16 protein-coding genes are annotated in these 17,461 nt (G+C 58.8%); 8 read left to right on the plus strand and 8 right to left on the minus strand.

Translation table 11 applies throughout. From position 1 onward, the window contains the following. Positions 1 to 24: 24 nt before the first annotated feature. The 5 genes from pstC to M5G20_RS02035 all read left to right on the plus strand — a co-directional run bounded on the left by pstC (position 25) and on the right by M5G20_RS02035 (position 4,121). A complete protein-coding gene (pstC, locus tag M5G20_RS02015; RefSeq protein ID WP_273917653.1) occupies positions 25 to 990 on the plus strand; it encodes a phosphate ABC transporter permease subunit PstC in 966 nt (321 codons plus the stop codon). Then, positions 990 to 1,883 (plus strand): phosphate ABC transporter permease PstA, encoded by an 894-nt coding sequence (pstA, locus tag M5G20_RS02020; RefSeq protein WP_273917654.1) that lies wholly within the window; start codon positions 990 to 992, stop codon positions 1,881 to 1,883. Before pstC ends, pstA begins: the two co-directional genes overlap by 1 nt. Before the next feature lie 74 nt (positions 1,884 to 1,957). Next, the gene (gene pstB, locus M5G20_RS02025; protein WP_218232072.1) at positions 1,958 to 2,719 is read left to right on the plus strand and encodes a phosphate ABC transporter ATP-binding protein PstB; all 762 of its coding nucleotides are present in this window, start codon (positions 1,958 to 1,960) and stop codon (positions 2,717 to 2,719) included. A gap of 50 nt (positions 2,720 to 2,769) precedes the next feature. Further along, positions 2,770 to 3,468 carry a hypothetical protein gene (locus M5G20_RS02030; protein ID WP_273917655.1) on the plus strand — a complete coding sequence of 233 codons (699 nt, stop codon included), beginning with the start codon at positions 2,770 to 2,772 and terminating at the stop codon, positions 3,466 to 3,468. A 77-nt stretch (positions 3,469 to 3,545) separates the two neighbouring features. Next, entirely contained in the window at positions 3,546 to 4,121 is a 576-nt protein-coding gene (locus M5G20_RS02035) for a hypothetical protein (RefSeq protein ID WP_273918059.1), read from the plus strand. 131 nt (positions 4,122 to 4,252) lie between these two features. Here M5G20_RS02035 and M5G20_RS02040 read toward each other — a convergent pair whose 3' ends face one another. From M5G20_RS02040 to M5G20_RS02050, 3 genes are all read right to left on the minus strand, one after another. Beyond that, on the minus strand, positions 4,253 to 4,765 hold the full coding sequence (locus M5G20_RS02040) for a hypothetical protein (RefSeq protein WP_273917656.1): 513 nt from the start codon (positions 4,763 to 4,765) through the stop codon (positions 4,253 to 4,255). A 187-nt stretch (positions 4,766 to 4,952) separates the two neighbouring features. After that, on the minus strand, positions 4,953 to 5,618 hold the full coding sequence (locus tag M5G20_RS02045; protein ID WP_273917657.1) for a DUF3313 domain-containing protein: 666 nt from the start codon (positions 5,616 to 5,618) through the stop codon (positions 4,953 to 4,955). Between the two features lie 97 nt (positions 5,619 to 5,715). Continuing rightward, positions 5,716 to 7,461: an alkyl/aryl-sulfatase gene (locus M5G20_RS02050; protein ID WP_273917658.1), complete on the minus strand. Its 1,746-nt coding sequence runs from the start codon at positions 7,459 to 7,461 to the stop codon at positions 5,716 to 5,718. Positions 7,462 to 7,975: 514 nt separating this feature from the next. Between M5G20_RS02050 and M5G20_RS02055 the strand changes: the two genes are divergently transcribed. Further along, a complete protein-coding gene (locus M5G20_RS02055; RefSeq protein ID WP_443218274.1) occupies positions 7,976 to 8,797 on the plus strand; it encodes a transporter in 822 nt (273 codons plus the stop codon). A gap of 119 nt (positions 8,798 to 8,916) precedes the next feature. Here the strand turns inward: M5G20_RS02055 and M5G20_RS02060 are convergent, their stop codons facing one another. Then, the gene (locus M5G20_RS02060) at positions 8,917 to 10,254 is read right to left on the minus strand and encodes an MFS transporter (RefSeq protein WP_273917659.1); all 1,338 of its coding nucleotides are present in this window, start codon (positions 10,252 to 10,254) and stop codon (positions 8,917 to 8,919) included. Between the two features lie 238 nt (positions 10,255 to 10,492). On the opposite strand from M5G20_RS02060, the gene M5G20_RS02065 reads away from it, so the two are divergent. After that, positions 10,493 to 11,551, plus strand: coding sequence for an aromatic ring-hydroxylating oxygenase subunit alpha (locus M5G20_RS02065; RefSeq protein WP_273917660.1), 1,059 nt, complete (start codon positions 10,493 to 10,495; stop codon positions 11,549 to 11,551). A gap of 74 nt (positions 11,552 to 11,625) precedes the next feature. Next, on the plus strand, positions 11,626 to 12,576 hold the full coding sequence (locus M5G20_RS02070; RefSeq protein ID WP_273917661.1) for a PDR/VanB family oxidoreductase: 951 nt from the start codon (positions 11,626 to 11,628) through the stop codon (positions 12,574 to 12,576). Between the two features lie 9 nt (positions 12,577 to 12,585). Here M5G20_RS02070 and M5G20_RS02075 read toward each other — a convergent pair whose 3' ends face one another. From M5G20_RS02075 to M5G20_RS02090, 4 genes are all read right to left on the minus strand, one after another. After that, entirely contained in the window at positions 12,586 to 13,299 is a 714-nt protein-coding gene (locus M5G20_RS02075) for a GntR family transcriptional regulator (RefSeq protein WP_273918061.1), read from the minus strand. A gap of 84 nt (positions 13,300 to 13,383) precedes the next feature. Next, positions 13,384 to 14,589 (minus strand): OprD family porin, encoded by a 1,206-nt coding sequence (locus M5G20_RS02080; protein ID WP_273918062.1) that lies wholly within the window; start codon positions 14,587 to 14,589, stop codon positions 13,384 to 13,386. A 107-nt stretch (positions 14,590 to 14,696) separates the two neighbouring features. Beyond that, the gene (locus tag M5G20_RS02085; RefSeq protein WP_273917662.1) at positions 14,697 to 16,031 is read right to left on the minus strand and encodes an MFS transporter; all 1,335 of its coding nucleotides are present in this window, start codon (positions 16,029 to 16,031) and stop codon (positions 14,697 to 14,699) included. Between the two features lie 477 nt (positions 16,032 to 16,508). After that, a complete protein-coding gene (locus M5G20_RS02090) occupies positions 16,509 to 17,402 on the minus strand; it encodes a LysR family transcriptional regulator (RefSeq protein WP_273917663.1) in 894 nt (297 codons plus the stop codon). Positions 17,403 to 17,461: the final 59 nt, after the last annotated feature.

The following is a 17,461-nucleotide window of genomic DNA, read 5'->3' on the forward strand; positions in this document are numbered from 1 at the left end:
TTCCCCTACGCTCCGGAATAGCCCATGATCCAGCCATTTGTCGTACCGGTTAATCCGGATTCTGCTTGCCGTCCACCGTCTACCAAGGATTTTCTGGTTGACCGAACCTTCCGCGCGCTCGCGCGCATTGGTGTGGTTCTTATTCTGGCACTGGTCTTTGCCTTGGTGTTCGAGGTAGGACGCAAGGCGCTGCCAGGCATGGAGAAACACGGACTGGATGTTCTTTTTGGAACAGTTTGGGACGTGAACCAGGGCAAGTACGGCATTCTGCCGGCCATTTGGGGAACCCTCTACAGCGCTTTCATCGCTTTATTGATAGCCGGCGTTTTCGGCGTCAGCATGGCGATTTTCCTGACCCAGGATTTCCTGCCCGCGCAACTGGCGGCCATTTTTCGCACCATCGTCGAATTGCTCGCGGCCATTCCCAGCGTTGTTTATGGTCTTTGGGGCATCTACGTGGTGATCCCGGCCATTCGGCCCCTCACGGATTGGCTTAACAGCGAACTTGGCTGGATACCTTTTTTCGGTACGACCTTGAGCGGACCGGGACTGTTACCTGCCGCGCTGGTACTGGCCATCATGATTCTGCCGACCATTGCTGCCGTTTCGCAGGACGCCCTCACGGCTGTTCCGATGAAAACCAAACAGGCGGCCTATGGCATGGGGACCACCCATTGGGAAGCGATTCTCAAGGTGATGGTGCCATCCGCTGCCACCGGCATTTTCGGTTCCCTGGTCCTCGGCCTGGGCCGCGCGCTGGGTGAAACCATGGCGCTGGCCATGCTGGTGGGCAACGCGAACAATATCTCGCTTTCTCTATTCGCCCCGGCCAATACGCTGGCGGCGTTGTTGGCACTGAACTTCCCCGAAGCCGGCCCGAACGAGATTGAAGTATTGATGTACGCCGCACTGGTACTGATGTTTATCACGCTGCTGGTGAACGTCATCGGTTCCATGATCATGGTCTATGCCCAGCGTGGTACTAAATGATGACTGACATCACGTCCTCTGCAGCCGCTTTTCCAAGCCTGCAACGCAAGTTTGAAGGCCGCGCCCTGCGAAGCCTGGTATTGACCACGCTGGTATGGGCAGGCGCCCTGGTGGCCAGCGTGCCGCTGATTTCCGTGCTCTATATGTTGATCACACGTGGCGGTGCTCGCCTCAGCCTGGAAGTGTTCACCGAATTACCGCCGACGGGTTTCGAGACGGGTGGTGGCTTCGGCAACGCGATGGCGGGCACCTTCGTCATGGTCGGTATCGCGGCCGCGATCGCGGTTCCGGTCGGCATCATGGCGGCCATCTTTCTGGCGGAACTGGGTCCGGACAGCAAGCTGGCCAACGCTGCACGTTTTGCCGCCAAGATGCTCACTGGCCTGCCATCGATTTTGGCCGGTGTTTTCGCCTACGCCCTGGTGGTAATGACCACCGGCACATACTCGGCACCGGCGGGCGGTGTGGCATTGGCAGTACTGATGTTGCCTATCGTCGTGCTCACGGCTGAAGAGTCGATGCGTATGGTCCCCAAGATCATGAAGGATGCCGCCTACGGTATGGGCTGCACCCGATCGCAGGTGATCTGGAAGATCATCTTGCCTACCGGCCTGCCGGCGATCCTGACCGGCGTGATGCTCGCGGTGGCGCGCGCGGCCGGCGAAACTGCGCCGTTGTTGTTTACCGCGCTGTTCAGCAACTACTGGATCTACCACGACGGCAGTCTGGCGGTGATGAATCCGACTGCATCGCTGGCCGTACTGATTTACAACTTCTCCGGCATGCCGTTCGACAATCAGCTAGAGCTCGCTTGGGCGGCCTCGCTGGTATTGGTGATGATCGTGCTGTTCGTGAATATCGTCAGCCGAATTTTCGGCAAGCCAAAGTTTTAAGAATGGGAGCAAATAGTGTGAACGTATTATCTGCGCAAAAAGTCGCCCCGTTCGAGGCCCAGGCCCCTGTGGTCATGGACTGCAAGCTGGACAAGATTTTCTACGGCAACTTCATGGCCGTGCGTGACAGCCATGTGCCGATCGAAAAAAACAAGATCACCGGGTTCATCGGTCCGTCTGGCTGCGGCAAGAGCACGGTGCTGCGCAGCCTCAACCGGATGAATGATCTGGTAAAAGGCTTTCGTTTCGAGGGCCATGTGCATTTCCTCGGGCAAGACGTCTATGGCAAGGGCGTGGATCCAGTGGTCGTGCGCCGCTATATCGGGATGGTGTTTCAACAACCGAACCCGTTCTCAATGAGCATTTTCGATAACGTCGCCTTTGGCCTGCGCCTCAATCGCTACCAGGGCGATCTGGGCGACCGCGTGAAGCACGCCCTGCAGGGCGCGGCGCTGTGGGACGAGGTCAAGGACAAACTCAAAGTCAGCGGCCTGTCCCTTTCGGGTGGCCAGCAGCAACGACTTTGTATTGCCCGCGCCATCGCGACCGAGCCGGAAGTTCTGTTGCTGGATGAGCCGTGCTCGGCACTCGATCCGATTGCCACCCGCCGTGTGGAAGAGTTGATGGTCGAGTTGAAGAAGGATTACACCATCGCGCTGGTCACTCACAACATGCAGCAGGCGATCCGTGTCGCTGATACGACGGCATTTTTCTCGGTGGATATTTCGCAGGGCACGCGTACCGGCTATCTGGTTGAGATGGGTCCCACTGCGCAGATATTCGACAACCCACGCGAACAAATGACAAGCGATTACATCAGCGGCAAATTCAGCTGACCCGCGGTCATCCGGTCGATTTCCCTCTCAGCCTTCTCTCAGGATTATCAATGTCTGCAAAGCGTCGTCTTGACTTGCCAGCGATTGAACGTGCACTGCGTGAGGTGCAAGGTCGCTTCGCCGAGCTCAGCAGGCACTTTACCGAGCCGCGCGATCCCTTGACTGACGAAGTGCTGCGTAATGTGCTTGATGGCTATGCACTGATTGACGACTACGTCGCACGGGGCGTCGACCTGTTCGATCTTCAGCAACTGAATCTAATGCTGGAGATCAATGCCACCGTTCTCTGTGGCCGCGACCCGGCACGCCGCCTGGAATACGCGCAGCACCTTACTGCGACCGAGGAACACTTTTTCAACAACGTTGAAGGTGGGATAAAGGATTTGTACAACTGGTACTGCGCGTATCGCAGCGAATCCGTCTGGAAGCGTGCGGCCGGTGTCTATGTACGAATACTCAGCAAGCCGCAATTGTTCATCGAAGGCAATCACCGCACGGGATCGCTCATCGTCAGTTACTTGCTCATGCGCGCAGGGCTGCCTCCATTCGTGCTGACGCTGGACAACGCCGAGGGTTACTTCAACCCCTCATCTGTCATACGCAACTCCGCCAAACATGGCGTCAAGGCCTTGTACGAATTGCCGAAAATCAAGAAAAAATATGCAGCCTTCCTGGAAGAAAAAGCCCCTGACCCCATGGAATTCTTTGTGAGCGACACGCGAGTGCCCGTCTATCAGGGGGGCCATTGATGAGCAGGCATTCAATGCTCGACAAGTACCGGGTTTCCGGCGGCCGAGTGTGGCAATCCATCAAGGGCTCTCTTGCGATGCACGCATTCAGGCGTCAGCGCATACGTATTTCGTTTGATATCGATGACACGCTGGCCTGTCAGCTCGATCACTGCGCAGTCGAGCAAAGCAGGCTGCCGGCCTGTGTTCATCGTTGGCTGGGCGAGCCTTTGCGTACAGGAACACGCTCACTGACCCGAGAATTGCGCCGTCAAGGATGCAGCATCTGGGTCTACACGTCGTCCGGGCGGACACCGTCTTACATCAGGCGCTGGCTATTACTGTACGGTATCCACGTTGACGGTGTGGTCAACAGTGTCCGGCATAACCATGCCCTGACGGCGCACGGGCTTTCGAACTCCCCTTCGAAGTTTCCCCCGGCATTCGATATCGACTTGCACGTGGATGATTCAGAGGGCGTGCGTATTGAAGGCTGTGATCACGGTTTCCGCGTCGTGGTAGTGAGTCCGGATGACGAGAACTGGGCCCAGAAAGTCTTGAATGCCGTCGCTGACGTCCAGGCTCAGCTGGCGAGACAGCAACCATGCAGATACAAGGCGCCTGAGCGCGAACACGGGACGGCCGCGACGGTACCTCTGTGGATGGGCAGATGACAGCGCCCCGTCCTGACAGTGAACTCCGCTCTTCGTAGTGGGATCGCAAGCTCGCGAACGACTGCTTTCGGCCGATTTTTGCGGTCTCCACCGACAGATTTTGACCCAAAGCTGCCGGCTCGTTCCGGGCCTCAGTGTGTTGCGGGTGGAAGCGGACCGAGGAACATTTTTTTCAATCGCTCAGGTCCTATGGCGCGTGACAGTTCCGAAATGACGCAATATATGAATATCAACGTAATGAGCAAAATCTGCACTGCCCAGAATTGCGGCCAGTTCATGGAGGTCCATAGCTGAGTGTTCGCATCCATGAAGCTGTGTGCTTCTTTCCAGTATTCGTACAGCCGTTCCAGGTAATGAACGACAAGCGCGACCAAGGCATACATGAGCGTCTTCCAGGTGACGTTCCAGATCAAAGGCTTCTCTGGAAATCGGTTGATGAAGGGCAACATGTCCGCAACCAATACAGATTTGCCGAGCACCAGGGAGGCTATTAGCACCGATGCGGACACCGGCATCGAAATACCTGTGCCCTTGATCATCAGCGCACGAATGAAGGCCACTATGTGCAGGATGATAAAAAAGAAAAGGGTGGGCGGAATTGCCTTGAGGGCTTCTTCTTTTATCGTGTGCAGGACAGCTTTCATAGTGATCCCTTGAGAAAGTACGGCGGAAAGTTTCGATCCCTGATGCGAGACCCGCTGGCACGAAGGAAAGGTCAAACGCCTGGTAGTCCACGGGGAATCGGCCAACAGGACTGCGCTTGTTTCAGCGTGACTGTGTCATGCCTCGCATTGAGCTTACGTAAGGCAATCCTGTTGGCTATTCAGGGTACTACTTGGTTTTAAGCTCTTTGTACGATTTGACGATGTCTTGCGCCCAGATATCGAGCACTCCCCTGAAGTCTTTGGCTTGCACGACTTCTGAGGAGTTTGCCAGTTCAGCCCCTGAGCCCTTGCGAACCACTTGGGCCACTACCTTATTGTCACCACCATCGATAAATGCCGCTTCGGTGGCGAGAGTGGTGTCCTGGTCGCGAATGCCGGTCGCCGCACTGACTCCGGCGGCGACCAAGGCAATCGGAATGATCTCGTAGGGTTGCAGTCCTTTGGTTTTGGCACTGACGGCCGTAATGGCCGGACGCACGACCAGCACACCTGGGCCAGGCCCGGTAGCCAAGGGAAGCTCTCTGGCAAAGGCATTTTTCAAGGCTTCATCGTAGAACTGGGTAATGCCATTAAGGGCACCTTGCGGGATTTTCTCGGTTGGTTGTGGTGGTGGATACAGCTGGCTATGTTCGACAAAAACGCTGGTATAGCGGTTCGCGTCCACATCCGGGTCGATCCAGCGCATGACGGGTTCGCCTGACGGTGACTTTTCCTCTTTGAGAGCGCTGTAATCTTTGAGAAACCCCGAGTAGTGGTCAGGATCAACATAAGGGCTGGCACAAGCGGCGAGTGCCAGGGTCAATACACATGCTGCGAGCGGTTTGATCTGCATAAAAGCTCCAGAGTGATTGCTTGAAGCGAAACACCTTCGACGGCTTCAAAAATGACGGCAACGCCTTCTGACGTTGCCGTCTGCTGAAATTGACGCGTTACGGCGTCACGATGTTGAACCAGAAATCGAAGTTGTCCATGTAGGACACCAGTTCCTCGAGCTTGCCCTGCACCCCGTCGATCTTGATGTCACCCGAGGCCAGCGCATCTTTCAGCGAGGTCTCTTTCAACACGATCTTGTTCAACGTGTCGCGGGTCAGGGTTACCTTCGCATCGGCATCCTTGGCTTCAACGCCTTCGGTGTGGTTGAGCACGCCATTCTCCATCTCTACCGAGTACTTCTGCTTGAGGTCGGTGAAATCGAAGTTGAGCGATAGACGTTTGCCTTCGGCTTTTGGCCCATTCAAGCGCATGGCCAGGAAGTCAAAGAACAAGTCCAGATCCATGGCCCGCACCGTATCCGGACTCGCGGTATCAGGTGTTGGCAGCTTCATCACGCCTTCGCGCAGTTCCTTGGCGCCGGTGAGGTAGAAGTTGCGCCATGGCCCGCTCTCGGCCTGGTAACCCAGTTGCTCCAAGGCATCCGCCTGCAGGTTTTTCGCCGCCTGGTTGCTCGGGTTGGCGAATACCACGTGGTTGACGACTTCGGCGACCCAGCGGAACTCGCCCTTGTCGAAATACTCCTTGGCTTTCTTGAGCACAGCCTCTTCGCCGCCCATCATCTCGACATAATGCTTGCCACCTTCTTCCGGCGGCAGTTCATTCAGCTGCGCCGGGTTACCGGTAAACCAGCCCAGGTACAACACGTAGGTGGCCTTGACGTTGTGATTCACTGAACCGTAGTAGCCACGGTTGGAGAATTTGTTGGCGATCGCCTTGGGCAGTTTGAACTGCTCGGCGATCTCGACCATGGTGTAACCCTTGTTGATCATCCGCAGGGTTTCGTCGTTGATGTAGCGGTACATGTCGCGTTGGGAAGACAGTTGCTCGCGCACCTCCTTGTTGCCCCAGACTGGCCAGTGGTGCATGGCATACATGACCTGGACATCATCGCCCCACAGTTTGAGCGCCTCGTTGAGATACTTCGACCAGGGCAGTGGTTCGCGGATCTTCGCGCCGCGCAACGAGTAGGTGTTGTGCAGGGTGTGGGTGGAGTCTTCGGCGGTGTTGAGCGCTTTCTTTTCCTTGATGTAATAGAGCATCTCGGCGGGCGCCTCACTGCCTGGCGCATACAGGAATTGATAAGTCAGACCGTCAATGACATGGGTTTCGCCAGTGGTCTTGATGATGTCGGTGGGCGGGATCAGCGTCACCGTGCCAGCCGATGTCGTGGTGCCCAGGCCGGCGCCCAACTGACCGGTCGGCGCCGGTGGCAGCAGGTTGCCATACATGTAGCTGGCGCGGCGGCTCATGGCGGTCCCGGCCATGACGTTTTCGGCGACTGCATGCTCAACGAAGCCAAGCGGTGCATAGACCTTCACCTTGCCGGCTTTCACATCCTCTTCATTGATTACACCGCGCACACCTCCGTAGTGGTCAACATGGCTGTGGGTATAAATCACCGCCACGACGGGCTTTTTCGGCCGATGCTGATAGTAGAGATCCAGGGCTGCCTTGGCGGTTTCGGTGGAAATCAGCGGGTCGAAGATGGTGATCCCGTCCTTGCCCTCGACGATGGTCATGTTCGACAGGTCGTAGTTGCGGACCTGGTAGATGCCATCTGTCACTTCGAACAAGCCGGAAATGTTGATCAGCTGGGACTGGCGCCAGAGGCTGGGGTTGGTAGTGTCTGGAGCTTCTGCGCCTTCCTTGATAAAGGAGTATTTCGCCGGGTCCCAGATCACATTGCCCGACGCGCCCTTGATGACCGTCGACGGCAGAGGCGCAATGAAGCCTTTGTGCGCCAGCTCGAAGGATGTCTTGTCGTTGAATGGCAGTTCCTTGAGCAGCGCACTATTAGCGGTTTTGGTGGCCTCGGTGGCGGGTTTTGGTTTCTCTGCATCGGCTGCAATCGCTTGGGTGGCCAGAGCAATGGCTGCAACAAGTGAGCAAAGGGTTCCGGCTACTTTGAAGGGTCGTCATTGATCCATAGCGCGGGCGAGTTGCTTCGACTGTATCTCGTACGTCATCTTCCAGTTCCCTCTAGCGGCAAAAAGCTATACCAAAAGTGGCAATAGCGGGCTCAACTAAAACTAGTAGGAATCGAGAAAATTTCGAGTAATACGGTTTCGATCAGATAATTTACGCGTAAAAAATGTTTCCCCAAATGCTCCTCGTTTTGAGAAAAATTGCATATTGATCACTGTTACCTACGCTTATCCCCTGATATGCGCTTTTGTCGACTACAGGTGATGAGCAATGGAATTAAAAGAGCGATGGAGTTACACCTTTTCGGCATTTGCTGCTTGGTTGTGCGTCGTGCCCATGGCCCAAGCCGAGGATTCTGCGGAACTGGCGAAAAAAGCCCTCAACCCGGTGGCAGCCATGTACAGCCTGCCGGTGCAGTACAACTGGGACCAGAAGATGGGGTCGACCGGAGAAGGCATGCACAGCGTGACCAACATCCAGCCGGTGCTGCCCTTTACCCTCAACGATGACTGGAACCTGATTTCCCGGACCATCCTGCCCGTCATCGATCAACACGGTCTGGCACCTGATGGCGCAGCGGACAAATCCGGAGTCGGCGACATTACTCAGAGCTTTTTCTTTTCGCCTAAAGAACCCACGCAAAGTGGCTGGATACTCGGCGCCGGCCCAGCAATCCTGATTCCCACTGGCAGTGATGAATTGCTGGGTAGTGAGCAGTGGGGGATCGGCCCGACCGCCGTCGCGTTGAAACAAGCCAATGGCTGGACTCACGGCATACTCGCCAATCATATCTGGGGGCTGGATGGCAGTCCGCCGGACGACAAGGACAAGGTCAACCAGACCTTCCTGCAACCCTTCTTCTCCTACACCAACAGCAACCTCACCACTTTTGGGGTGAACACCGAATCAACCTACAACTGGCAGTCACGCGAATGGTCAGTGCCGGTCAATCTTATGATCACACAACTCTTGAAAATTGGTGATCAGCCACTGACAGTACAAGTCGGACCGCGTTACTGGCTCGATAGTCCAGACGACGGTCCTCAAGGATGGGGATTCCGGGCGGCCGTTACCTTTTTGTTTCCACGTTGAGATCTACTTGATTAGAAAAACTGGATGAAGCAATCGGGCGAACCGATTTAACGTCTGCCTGCCACCCCGTCCGCTTTTGGCGGATTCTTGCCTCTCAGGCGAGGCAGGCAACGGGTGTTTCACGCGGTAGCCCTCACGCCTGCGCCTTTGCCCTGCGCCTGCACATCGTGCAGGGAAATCCGTGACGTCTCCGGCAATGCCAGCCCACCCGCCAGCGCCAGCAAGGCAATCGCGATCAGGTAGAACGCCGGTGACAGGTTGCTGCCGGTGGTGCTGATCAGCCAGGTAGCCACCAGCGGCGCGGTCCCGCCGAAGATCGTGTAGGCCATGTTGTAGGTGATCGCCGAGGCGGTGTATCGAGTGCGGGTCGGGAAGGTTTCCGAGAGCAAGGCCGCGGTGACCACGCCACACAACACCGCACCAACCGCCAGCAGCATCACGCCGGCGACAGAAGCCGCGAACGAGCCGCTGCTGGCCATCAGGAACGCCGGGTAAACGACTACGATCAACAGGGCACACGCGGTCATCACCGTCATTCGACGCCCGACCCGGTCCGAATACAGCCCGGCCAGCGGGCAGATCGCGGCCGCGAACAGCAGGGCAATCAGTGACACCAGCAAGGCTGTGGCACGACTCAGGCCACCGGCGACTTGCAGGTAGGTCGCGAAGTAGGTGGTGAACATATAAAACGACAGCGCCGTGAGCGACACGAAGGCGCCCAGGCAACAGATGGCCGCGCCATGGTTACGCAAGGTTTCCTTAAGGGGTGAATGGGCGACGGCATGTTCCTCGGTCACCACCTGGAACGCCGGTGTCTCATCGAGTTTCCAGCGCAAGTACAGGCCCACCAGCCCCAGCGGCGCGGCAATCAGGAACGGCAGGCGCCAGCCCCAGCTGCCCATGGCTTCGGCCGATAAGGACGCTTCGAGGGCGTAGGCCACCACGGCGGCTGCGGCGAAGGCGGAAAAGGTCGAGACCGGGATGAAGCTGCCGTACCAGGCGCGTTTATCACTCGGTGCATGCTCCATCAGGTAGGCGCAGGCACCGGCGTATTCGCCGCCGGCGGAAAAACCCTGGGCGCAACGGATCAAGGACAGAAGTACCGGCGCCGCGACCCCGATGGCGGCATAGGTGGGCAGCAGACCGATCAGGGTCGTCGCAGCGGCCATCAACAGGATCGTCATCGCCAGGGTGCGCTTGCGGCCGATCCTGTCGCCCAACATACCGAAGAAAATCCCGCCCAGGGGCCGAAACGCAAACGCCACGGCAAATACTGCAAAGGTCTTGAGCAGTGCCGCACTGGCATCGCCGCTGGGGAAAAATTGCTGGGCGATGGTGGTGGCCAGGAAGCCGTAGACGGCGAAATCGAACCACTCGACGAAATTGCCGATGCCGGCTGCCACGATCACTCTTCTCAGGGTTTTCGGGCTGACTTGTTCCGTAGTTTTGCTCGTCATGCTTGACCTCGCCAGTTCGTCAGTAAGCTAACGATTATCGAGGCTGGCGCTGCAGCGGTTCAGTTCAAAAGTGTCATTCACGTAGTCAGAAGCGACTTCGCCAGCATCAAGTCCACGAATGTCCCTGCTTGGGCCTTAATGGATCCATTAAAGTTGTTTTGCCTGCAAAAAGCTTGACGAATATCAGGTTTATCCGCTCAAATGGATCCATAAAAACAAGCCTGTCCCGGAGAATCCTATGTATCCGAAAAACACCTGGTATGTCGCCTGCACCCCCGACGAGATCGCTTCCAAGCCCTTGGGGCGGCAGATTTGCGGTGAAAAAATCGTCTTCTACCGTGGCAAAGAAGGGCGCGTGGCCGCCGTCGAGGATTTTTGCCCACACCGTGGCGCCCCCCTTTCGCTGGGCTATGTCGAGAACGGCAACCTGGTCTGTGGCTACCACGGCCTGGTCATGGGTTGCGATGGCAAGACCGTCGAAATGCCGGGGCAGCGTGTGCGGGGTTTTCCGTGCAACAAGACCTACGCGGTTGAAGAGCGTTACGGTTTCATCTGGGTCTGGCCCGGGGAGCAGGACAAGGCTGACCCTGCGTTGATCCATCATCTGGAATGGGCGGTCAGCGAGGAGTGGGCCTACGGCGGCGGGCTGTTTCACATCAATTGCGACTATCGGTTGATGATCGATAACCTGATGGACCTCACCCACGAAACCTACGTGCACGCCTCGAGCATCGGCCAGAAAGAGATCGATGAAGCGGCGCCGGTCACCACCGTCGAGGGTGACGAGGTGGTCACTGCGCGGCACATGGAAAACATCATGGCGCCGCCGTTCTGGCGCATGGCCCTGCGTGGCAACAACCTGGCCGACGACGTGCCGGTGGACCGCTGGCAGATCTGCCGCTTCAGTCCACCCAGCCACGTGTTGATCGAGGTGGGGGTGGCCCACGCCGGCAAGGGCGGTTACGACGCCGAGCCGCAACACAAGGCCGCGAGCATCGTGGTCGACTTCATTACCCCGGAAACCGAGACGTCGATCTGGTACTTCTGGGGCATGGCGCGCAATTTCAATCCCCACGACGAAGCACTGACCGCGACCATCCGCGAGGGCCAGGGCAAGATTTTCAGCGAAGACCTGGACATGCTCGAACAGCAGCAGAAGAACCTGCTGGCCAACCCTGAGCGCAACCTGCTCAAGCTCAACATCGATGCCGGTGGCGTGCAGTCCCGCCGTGTGCTGGAACGCATCATCGCCCGTGAGCGCGCGCCGGCTGTCGAGCTGATTGCCACGGCCAACTAGCTCAAGCGCTACGCCAGCCCACTCCCATTGATCCTGTTTGCGGCCACTGCGGTGGCCGGTCTTGAAGGTGCGCCATGATTGAAGTCGTCGTGACATCCCGCAACAACGAAGCGCTGGATATTTGCAGCTACGAACTGGCCTGTGCACAAGGAGGGGAGTTGCCCGGCTTCAGTGCCGGTGCCCATATCGATGTGCACTTGCCCGGTGGGTTGATCCGCCAGTATTCGCTGTGCAATCACCCGCAAGAGCGCCATCGCTACCTGATCGGTGTACTGAAAGACGTCGCCTCTCGCGGTGGTTCCCAAAGCCTGCATGAGCAGATCAACAGCGGCGACCGGCTGTTCATCAGCGAGCCGCGCAACCTGTTCCCGTTGGTGGCCGAGGGGCGGCGCAGCCTGTTGTTCGCCGGTGGCATCGGCATCACCCCGATCCTGTGCATGGCCGAGCACCTGGCCCACAGCGACGCCGACTTCGAGCTGCATTACTGCGCGCGTTCGAGCGAGAGGGCGGCGTTTGTCGAGCGACTCAAAGGCGCCTCCTTTGCCGATCGCGTGCATTTGCATTTCGACGAAGAAGCCGATTCGCGCCTGGATGCCGCCAGAGTCCTGGCCAATCCGCAACCTGACGTGCACCTGTATGTCTGCGGTCCTTCAGGATTCATGCAGCATGTGCTCGACAGCGCCAAGGCCCAGGGCTGGAGCGACGAGCACTTGCACCGTGAATACTTCGCCGCGGCGCCGATGGATACCAGTGCCGATGGCTCGTTCCAGGTCAAGCTGGCCAACAGCGGGCAGGTGTTCGACATTCCGGCCGACAAGACAGTGGTCCAGGTGCTGGAAAGTCACGGCGTCGAAATTGCGCTTTCCTGTGAGCAGGGTATTTGCGGCACCTGCCTGACCCGTGTGCTGGAAGGGGTGCCGGAGCACCGCGACCTGTTCCTCACCGAAGAAGAACAAGCGGCCAATGATCAGTTCACGCCTTGCTGTTCGAGGGCCAAGTCGAAGCTGTTGGTGCTGGACCTCTGACCCTGTCGATCACTCGCCGCGGGCGATCACTTTCATTCGGTCGCTGTTGCTGATCGCGCCGAAGACCTCGGCGTAACGCAGTGTCGCATTGGCGTGTTCGCGCATGATGGCTTCAGCGCGTGCGCCCTGGCGGCTGACCAGCGCGTCGAACACCGAATGGTGTTGCATGTGGGCGAAGTTGAAGCGCCGGTATTCGCGCGCCATGTCCTGGCGATCGATCGCCAGCGCCGACACAGAAGCGAAAGGGCGATGGTCATTGCGCGCCAGGGCTTCGGCAATCGCCGGGTTGGCGCTGCTGTCGACGATTACCTGATGAAAGCGCATGTTGAGGTCATGGAACGCCTCGAGGTCTTCTTCTGTCACGTAACCCTTGTCGAACAACGCATCGCCTTGCACCAGGCATTCGCACAGCGCTGCCTGTGCTTCTTCACTCAAGCCGCGCTCGGCGCTCTGCCGCGCCGCCAGCCCCTCCAGTACCCCGCGCACCTCTACGGCCCCGGCGATATCGTCGGCACTCACCGAACGCACCTGATAACCCCGGCCACCATGGCGCACCAGCAAGCCTTCCTGTTCCAGGGTCACGAAGGCCATGCGCACCGGCATGCGCGAGACGCCGAAGCGTTCGGCCGTCGGGATCTCCATCAGCCGTTCGCCGGCCGCCAGCTCGCCCGAAGCAATCATTTTGCGCAGTGCGACCAGCACCATTTGACCCGGTTTGCTCATGCAGGCGACTTCCAGAAGTTGGTTCGCCATAGTAACGCAAGGAGGGGGTAGATGCAGGGACGACGAGCGTCCCTGGCGGGAGGATCAGAGGGAGAGGGGGTAGCTGACGATCACCCGGGTCTGATTGAGGTCGCTGTTAAAGCTGCGACGGTTGGTGGCGTTGTTGACCCGCACGCTGAGGTTTTTCAGCGGGCCACTTTGCAGGGTGTAGCTGACCTCGGTGTCGCGTTCCCATTCCTTGCCATTGCTGCCGGCCTTGGTGGTGGCGTTGTCGCCATGACCGTAGCGGGTCATCAGCAGCAAGCCTGGGATGCCGACGGCGACGAAGTTGTAGTCGTAACGGACCTGCCAGGAGCGCTCGTCGGCGTTGCTGAAGTTGCCGTTGAACATGTCGTTGCCCAGGGTCCGCCCGCTGCTGCCATACACCGACATCCAGCCGGTATCGCCGCTGACCTTTTGCAGCCCCAGGTACAGGGTATGGCCACCCAGGTTGGCCGAGAACAGTCCGTAGGCGGTATGGCTTTGCACGTTGCCGATCAGGGCGCTGCCGTCATCCTTGTCGATGAAGTAGCCCAGGTTTGCGCCCAGGGTCCAGTCACCGACTTTCTGTTTATGCAGCAGGTTCAGATAGCTTTGCTGATAGATGTCTTCGAGCTGCGAGTACCAGGCACCGATCTGGGTCTGTTGTTCGTTGAAGCGGTATTCGGCGCCCGCATAATTGAAGCCGTCCGACTTGACGGTGGGCGCCGCCCAGGCCGAGAGGTCTTGCATGTCCGAGGAGTTGCGCAGGCTCACCGAGGTGTATTGACCGCCCTGCAGGCTCAGGCCGGGAAGTTCCCGGGACACCAGCGTGGCGCCCTGGAAGGTCTGTGGCAGCAGGCGTCCGTCGTCGTAGCGCAGCAGCGGAATATCCGGCATGAGCTCGCCGAGCATCAGCTCGGTCTCGGACATTCGCATTTTTGCCGCCAGCCCCGCGCGCCCGTAGTCGTCGGCGGCGCGACCATCGTCATGCACCGGCAGCAGCTCCGAACCGCTGCGTTGCGGGCCGCTGTCGAGCTTGATGCCCAGCATCGCGATACCGTCCAGGCCAAAGCCGACAACGCCCGGGGTGTAACCGGAACTGAACTTGAGAATCGCGCCTTGGGCCCATTCTTCGATCTTGCTCTTGCTGGCGCCGGGATCGTTGAAGTCCCGATTGAAGTAGTAATTTCGCAGCGTCAGGCTGGTCTTGGAATCTTCGAAAAAGCCGCTGCTTTCAGCGTGTACCGAAGGCATCAGGGCAAGCGCCATTGCACCGCCGAGCAAGGCCCGGGGAGGGAGAGGAAAGTCAGTCATTATTGTTGTTTTCCTGGAGGATGTTGTCAGTAGCGAGGGCGAAGCCTCGCTACCGTTTTGGGTCAGGCCTGGCTGGGTTGGGCGGCAGGCTGCGCCGGGGCCTTGGGCCGCAGTTGCAGCAGCACGGCGGCGGCAATCACGAAGACCACGGCAAACACCCCGTACAGGTGCAGTGGCTGCCAACCGCTGTCGAGCAACAGGCCGGCGACGGTGGGCGACAGGATCGCGCCGATGCGCCCGATGCCGATGCCCCAACCGACCCCCGTGGTGCGCACGGAAGCGTCGTAGACAATCGGCGACAGCGCGTACAAGCCAGCCACGCAACCGTTGACGAACAAGCCGATCAACAGGCCGAGGCCCAGTGCCATCGAGACCGATGACGCAGAGCCGACGAACAGCACCAGCAGGCCCGCGGTAATCAACATGAACACCGACAGCACCCGGGTCAGCCGCCAGCGCGAGGCCAGGCCGCCAATCAGCGCGGCGCCGAAGATGCCGCCGACGCTCAGCAGCACGCCGCCGCTGATGCCTTGCTGTGCCGATAGCCCAGCCGAGACCAGCAGCTTCGGCGTCCAGCTCATCACGAAGTAGAAGCCGAACATCACCAGGAAGAACAGCAGCCAGATCAGGAGGGTGGTGCGCCGGGATTCGGGCGAAAGCAACTGCGCCAGGCGGCCACGGCCGGAAGTCGGCGCCGAAAGGGCGACGGGCAGTTCGCGCAGTGCCGGCTGGCCGAGACGGGCGGCCAGGCGATTGATGCGCACCAGGGCATTCGCGGGGCGACGGGCGATCAGGAAGTCCAGCGATTCAGGCAAATACAGCAGCACCAGAGGAATCACCGCCAGGGTCACGACGCCACCGAAGATGAACACCGAACGCCAGCCATAGTGCGTCAGCAGCCACACCGACAACAGCCCGCCCAGGGTCGCGCCCAAGGCATAACCGGTGGATTGCAGGCTCACCGCCAGCCCGCGCCAGCGCTTGTTGGCATATTCACTGGCAATCACGTTACTGCTGGCCAGGATTCCGCCGATCCCCAGGCCGGTCAACCCGCGCAGCAGCGCCAGTTGCAGCGGCGTCTGGCTCAAGGCCGACAACAGCATGCCGGCACCTGAAAGGAGCAGGCAAAACAGGATCAATGGCCGACGTCCATAACGATCCGCCCAGGGTGCAATGAACAGCGAGCCTGCCGCCATGCCAAACAATCCGGCACTCAACAGCAAGCCGATCTGCGCGCCATTCAGGCCCCATTCGGCAGATACCGAGGACGCCGTGAAGGCCATCACCAGCACGTCGAAGCCATCGATCATGTTCAGGACAATACAGATGCCCACGGCCAGCCACTGGAAGTGCGCCATGGGACGCTCATCAACCACGCTTTTCAGATCGACATTCATGGCTGCCCCTCGAGAAGAGGCTGCGTAACGGCAAAGCGAGAAAGGCACACGAAGCTGGGTGCAAACCGAAGCTCGAACCCGATTGAGAATTCATTCATCCCGACACCCTTGTTATTTTTATGAGCGGGCAGGCGCTGTACCTGACACCGTGCAGTGCCAGTCAATCAATTTATGGATCCATTGAAAAGTTGGGTGTTGAGTGTTTTCAAGCGATTATTCAGATTTATTCAATAAAAACGTTAGAAATCAATAGTTTGTATTAGATAATAAATCGTTCGATTATCGGTCGGTATGCAATTATTCTTGCAGGGGATCCAATAAGTCTGCGCCAGCGTTCTGCTCGTCAGAAAGCACTGCGGCTGGAAGCGCTGGCGTGATGTCGGGGATCAAAGCCTGGGTTTCAGGGCCGTCAAGCGGTGAAGTCACTCTCTTGCCCTGCTCATCGATCGAACGCGACCTCTCACGAACAGCCACCGCTTACATCCGGTGATGTTCCAACAGGAAGTCCACGAACAACCGCACCCGCGCCGGCATTGCCGAGCCACCTACGAACACCGCATGAATCGGTTCCTGGTCGCCAGGGTTCCAGGTTTGCAGCAGCGGTATCAGGTCACCGCGCTGCAGGTCCTCGCTCACGCTGAACTCGCCGATACGCGCAATGCCGGCACCTACTCGCGCGAGTTGTGCCAGTGCCTCACCACTGCTGCATTCGATGTTGCCGCTGACCTTCAGGGAAAACTCTTCTCCATCGCGGATGAACGGCCAGTTGGGTTCGGCACGCCGGAAGTTGAAGCGCAGGCAGTTGTGCCGTAGCAGGTCTTCCGGTTCCCGGGGGATGCCGTGGCGCCGGAGATACTCGGGCGACGCCACCACGACTTGGCCGGTATCGCCGATCCTGCGCGCGGTCAACGGGCTGTCGGGCAGATGGCCAAAGCGTACCGCGACGTCGGCCTGGCCGCCGAGAATGTCGACCACTTCATCGCCGAGGGTGAGGTCGACGACGATGTTCGGGTAACGGGCGCTGAATGCTGCTACCAAGGGAACGATGGCCAGCCGCCCGTGGCCAAGGGCGGCGCTGACCCGCAACCGGCCCCTGGGTACGCCCTGGTCGGCGATGGCTTCTTCAACCTCGTCCATGTCGGCCAGGATACGCCTGGCGCCGCGCAGGAAAGCCTCGCCCTCGGCGGTGAAGGTGATCGCTCGGGTGGTGCGCAACAGCAGGCGGGTGCCAAGACGTTGTTCGGTACGCGCGATGATCCGACTGACCGCCGAGGGTGTCAGCCCCAATGCACGCGCGGCGGCCGACAGGCTGCCTTCTTGCGCCACGGTGGCGAACACGCTCATTTCACCTGACCTGCCGTTAAAGTCCATTTGTGCCTCTTGCGCAAAGGTGATTGCCAGAAATGCTATCTACCGCCTGAAAAAGTTGG

Source organism: Pseudomonas sp. TNT2022 ID1044 (assembly GCF_028656895.1).
Taxonomy (GTDB): Bacteria; Pseudomonadota; Gammaproteobacteria; order Pseudomonadales; family Pseudomonadaceae; genus Aquipseudomonas; species Aquipseudomonas reinekei.

What these genes read in the sequence shown, in the direction of transcription:
- M5G20_RS02085 (WP_273917662.1), bottom strand. Translation starts at nt 16,031, where the DNA reads ATGAATGTCGATCTGAAAAGCGTGGTTGATGAGCGTCCCATGGCGCAC.
- M5G20_RS02040 (WP_273917656.1), bottom strand. Translation starts at nt 4,765, where the DNA reads ATGAAAGCTGTCCTGCACACGATAAAAGAAGAAGCCCTCAAGGCAATT.
- M5G20_RS02065 (WP_273917660.1), top strand. Translation starts at nt 10,493, where the DNA reads ATGTATCCGAAAAACACCTGGTATGTCGCCTGCACCCCCGACGAGATC.
- pstB (WP_218232072.1), top strand. Translation starts at nt 1,958, where the DNA reads ATGGACTGCAAGCTGGACAAGATTTTCTACGGCAACTTCATGGCCGTG.
- M5G20_RS02060 (WP_273917659.1), bottom strand. Translation starts at nt 10,254, where the DNA reads ATGACGAGCAAAACTACGGAACAAGTCAGCCCGAAAACCCTGAGAAGA.
- M5G20_RS02070 (WP_273917661.1), top strand. Translation starts at nt 11,626, where the DNA reads ATGATTGAAGTCGTCGTGACATCCCGCAACAACGAAGCGCTGGATATT.
- M5G20_RS02035 (WP_273918059.1), top strand. Translation starts at nt 3,546, where the DNA reads ATGCACGCATTCAGGCGTCAGCGCATACGTATTTCGTTTGATATCGAT.
- pstA (WP_273917654.1), top strand. Translation starts at nt 990, where the DNA reads ATGACTGACATCACGTCCTCTGCAGCCGCTTTTCCAAGCCTGCAACGC.
- M5G20_RS02055 (WP_443218274.1), top strand. Translation starts at nt 7,976, where the DNA reads ATGGAATTAAAAGAGCGATGGAGTTACACCTTTTCGGCATTTGCTGCT.
- M5G20_RS02075 (WP_273918061.1), bottom strand. Translation starts at nt 13,299, where the DNA reads ATGAGCAAACCGGGTCAAATGGTGCTGGTCGCACTGCGCAAAATGATT.
- M5G20_RS02090 (WP_273917663.1), bottom strand. Translation starts at nt 17,402, where the DNA reads ATGGACTTTAACGGCAGGTCAGGTGAAATGAGCGTGTTCGCCACCGTG.
- pstC (WP_273917653.1), top strand. Translation starts at nt 25, where the DNA reads ATGATCCAGCCATTTGTCGTACCGGTTAATCCGGATTCTGCTTGCCGT.
- M5G20_RS02030 (WP_273917655.1), top strand. Translation starts at nt 2,770, where the DNA reads ATGTCTGCAAAGCGTCGTCTTGACTTGCCAGCGATTGAACGTGCACTG.
- M5G20_RS02080 (WP_273918062.1), bottom strand. Translation starts at nt 14,589, where the DNA reads ATGGCGCTTGCCCTGATGCCTTCGGTACACGCTGAAAGCAGCGGCTTT.
- M5G20_RS02045 (WP_273917657.1), bottom strand. Translation starts at nt 5,618, where the DNA reads ATGCAGATCAAACCGCTCGCAGCATGTGTATTGACCCTGGCACTCGCC.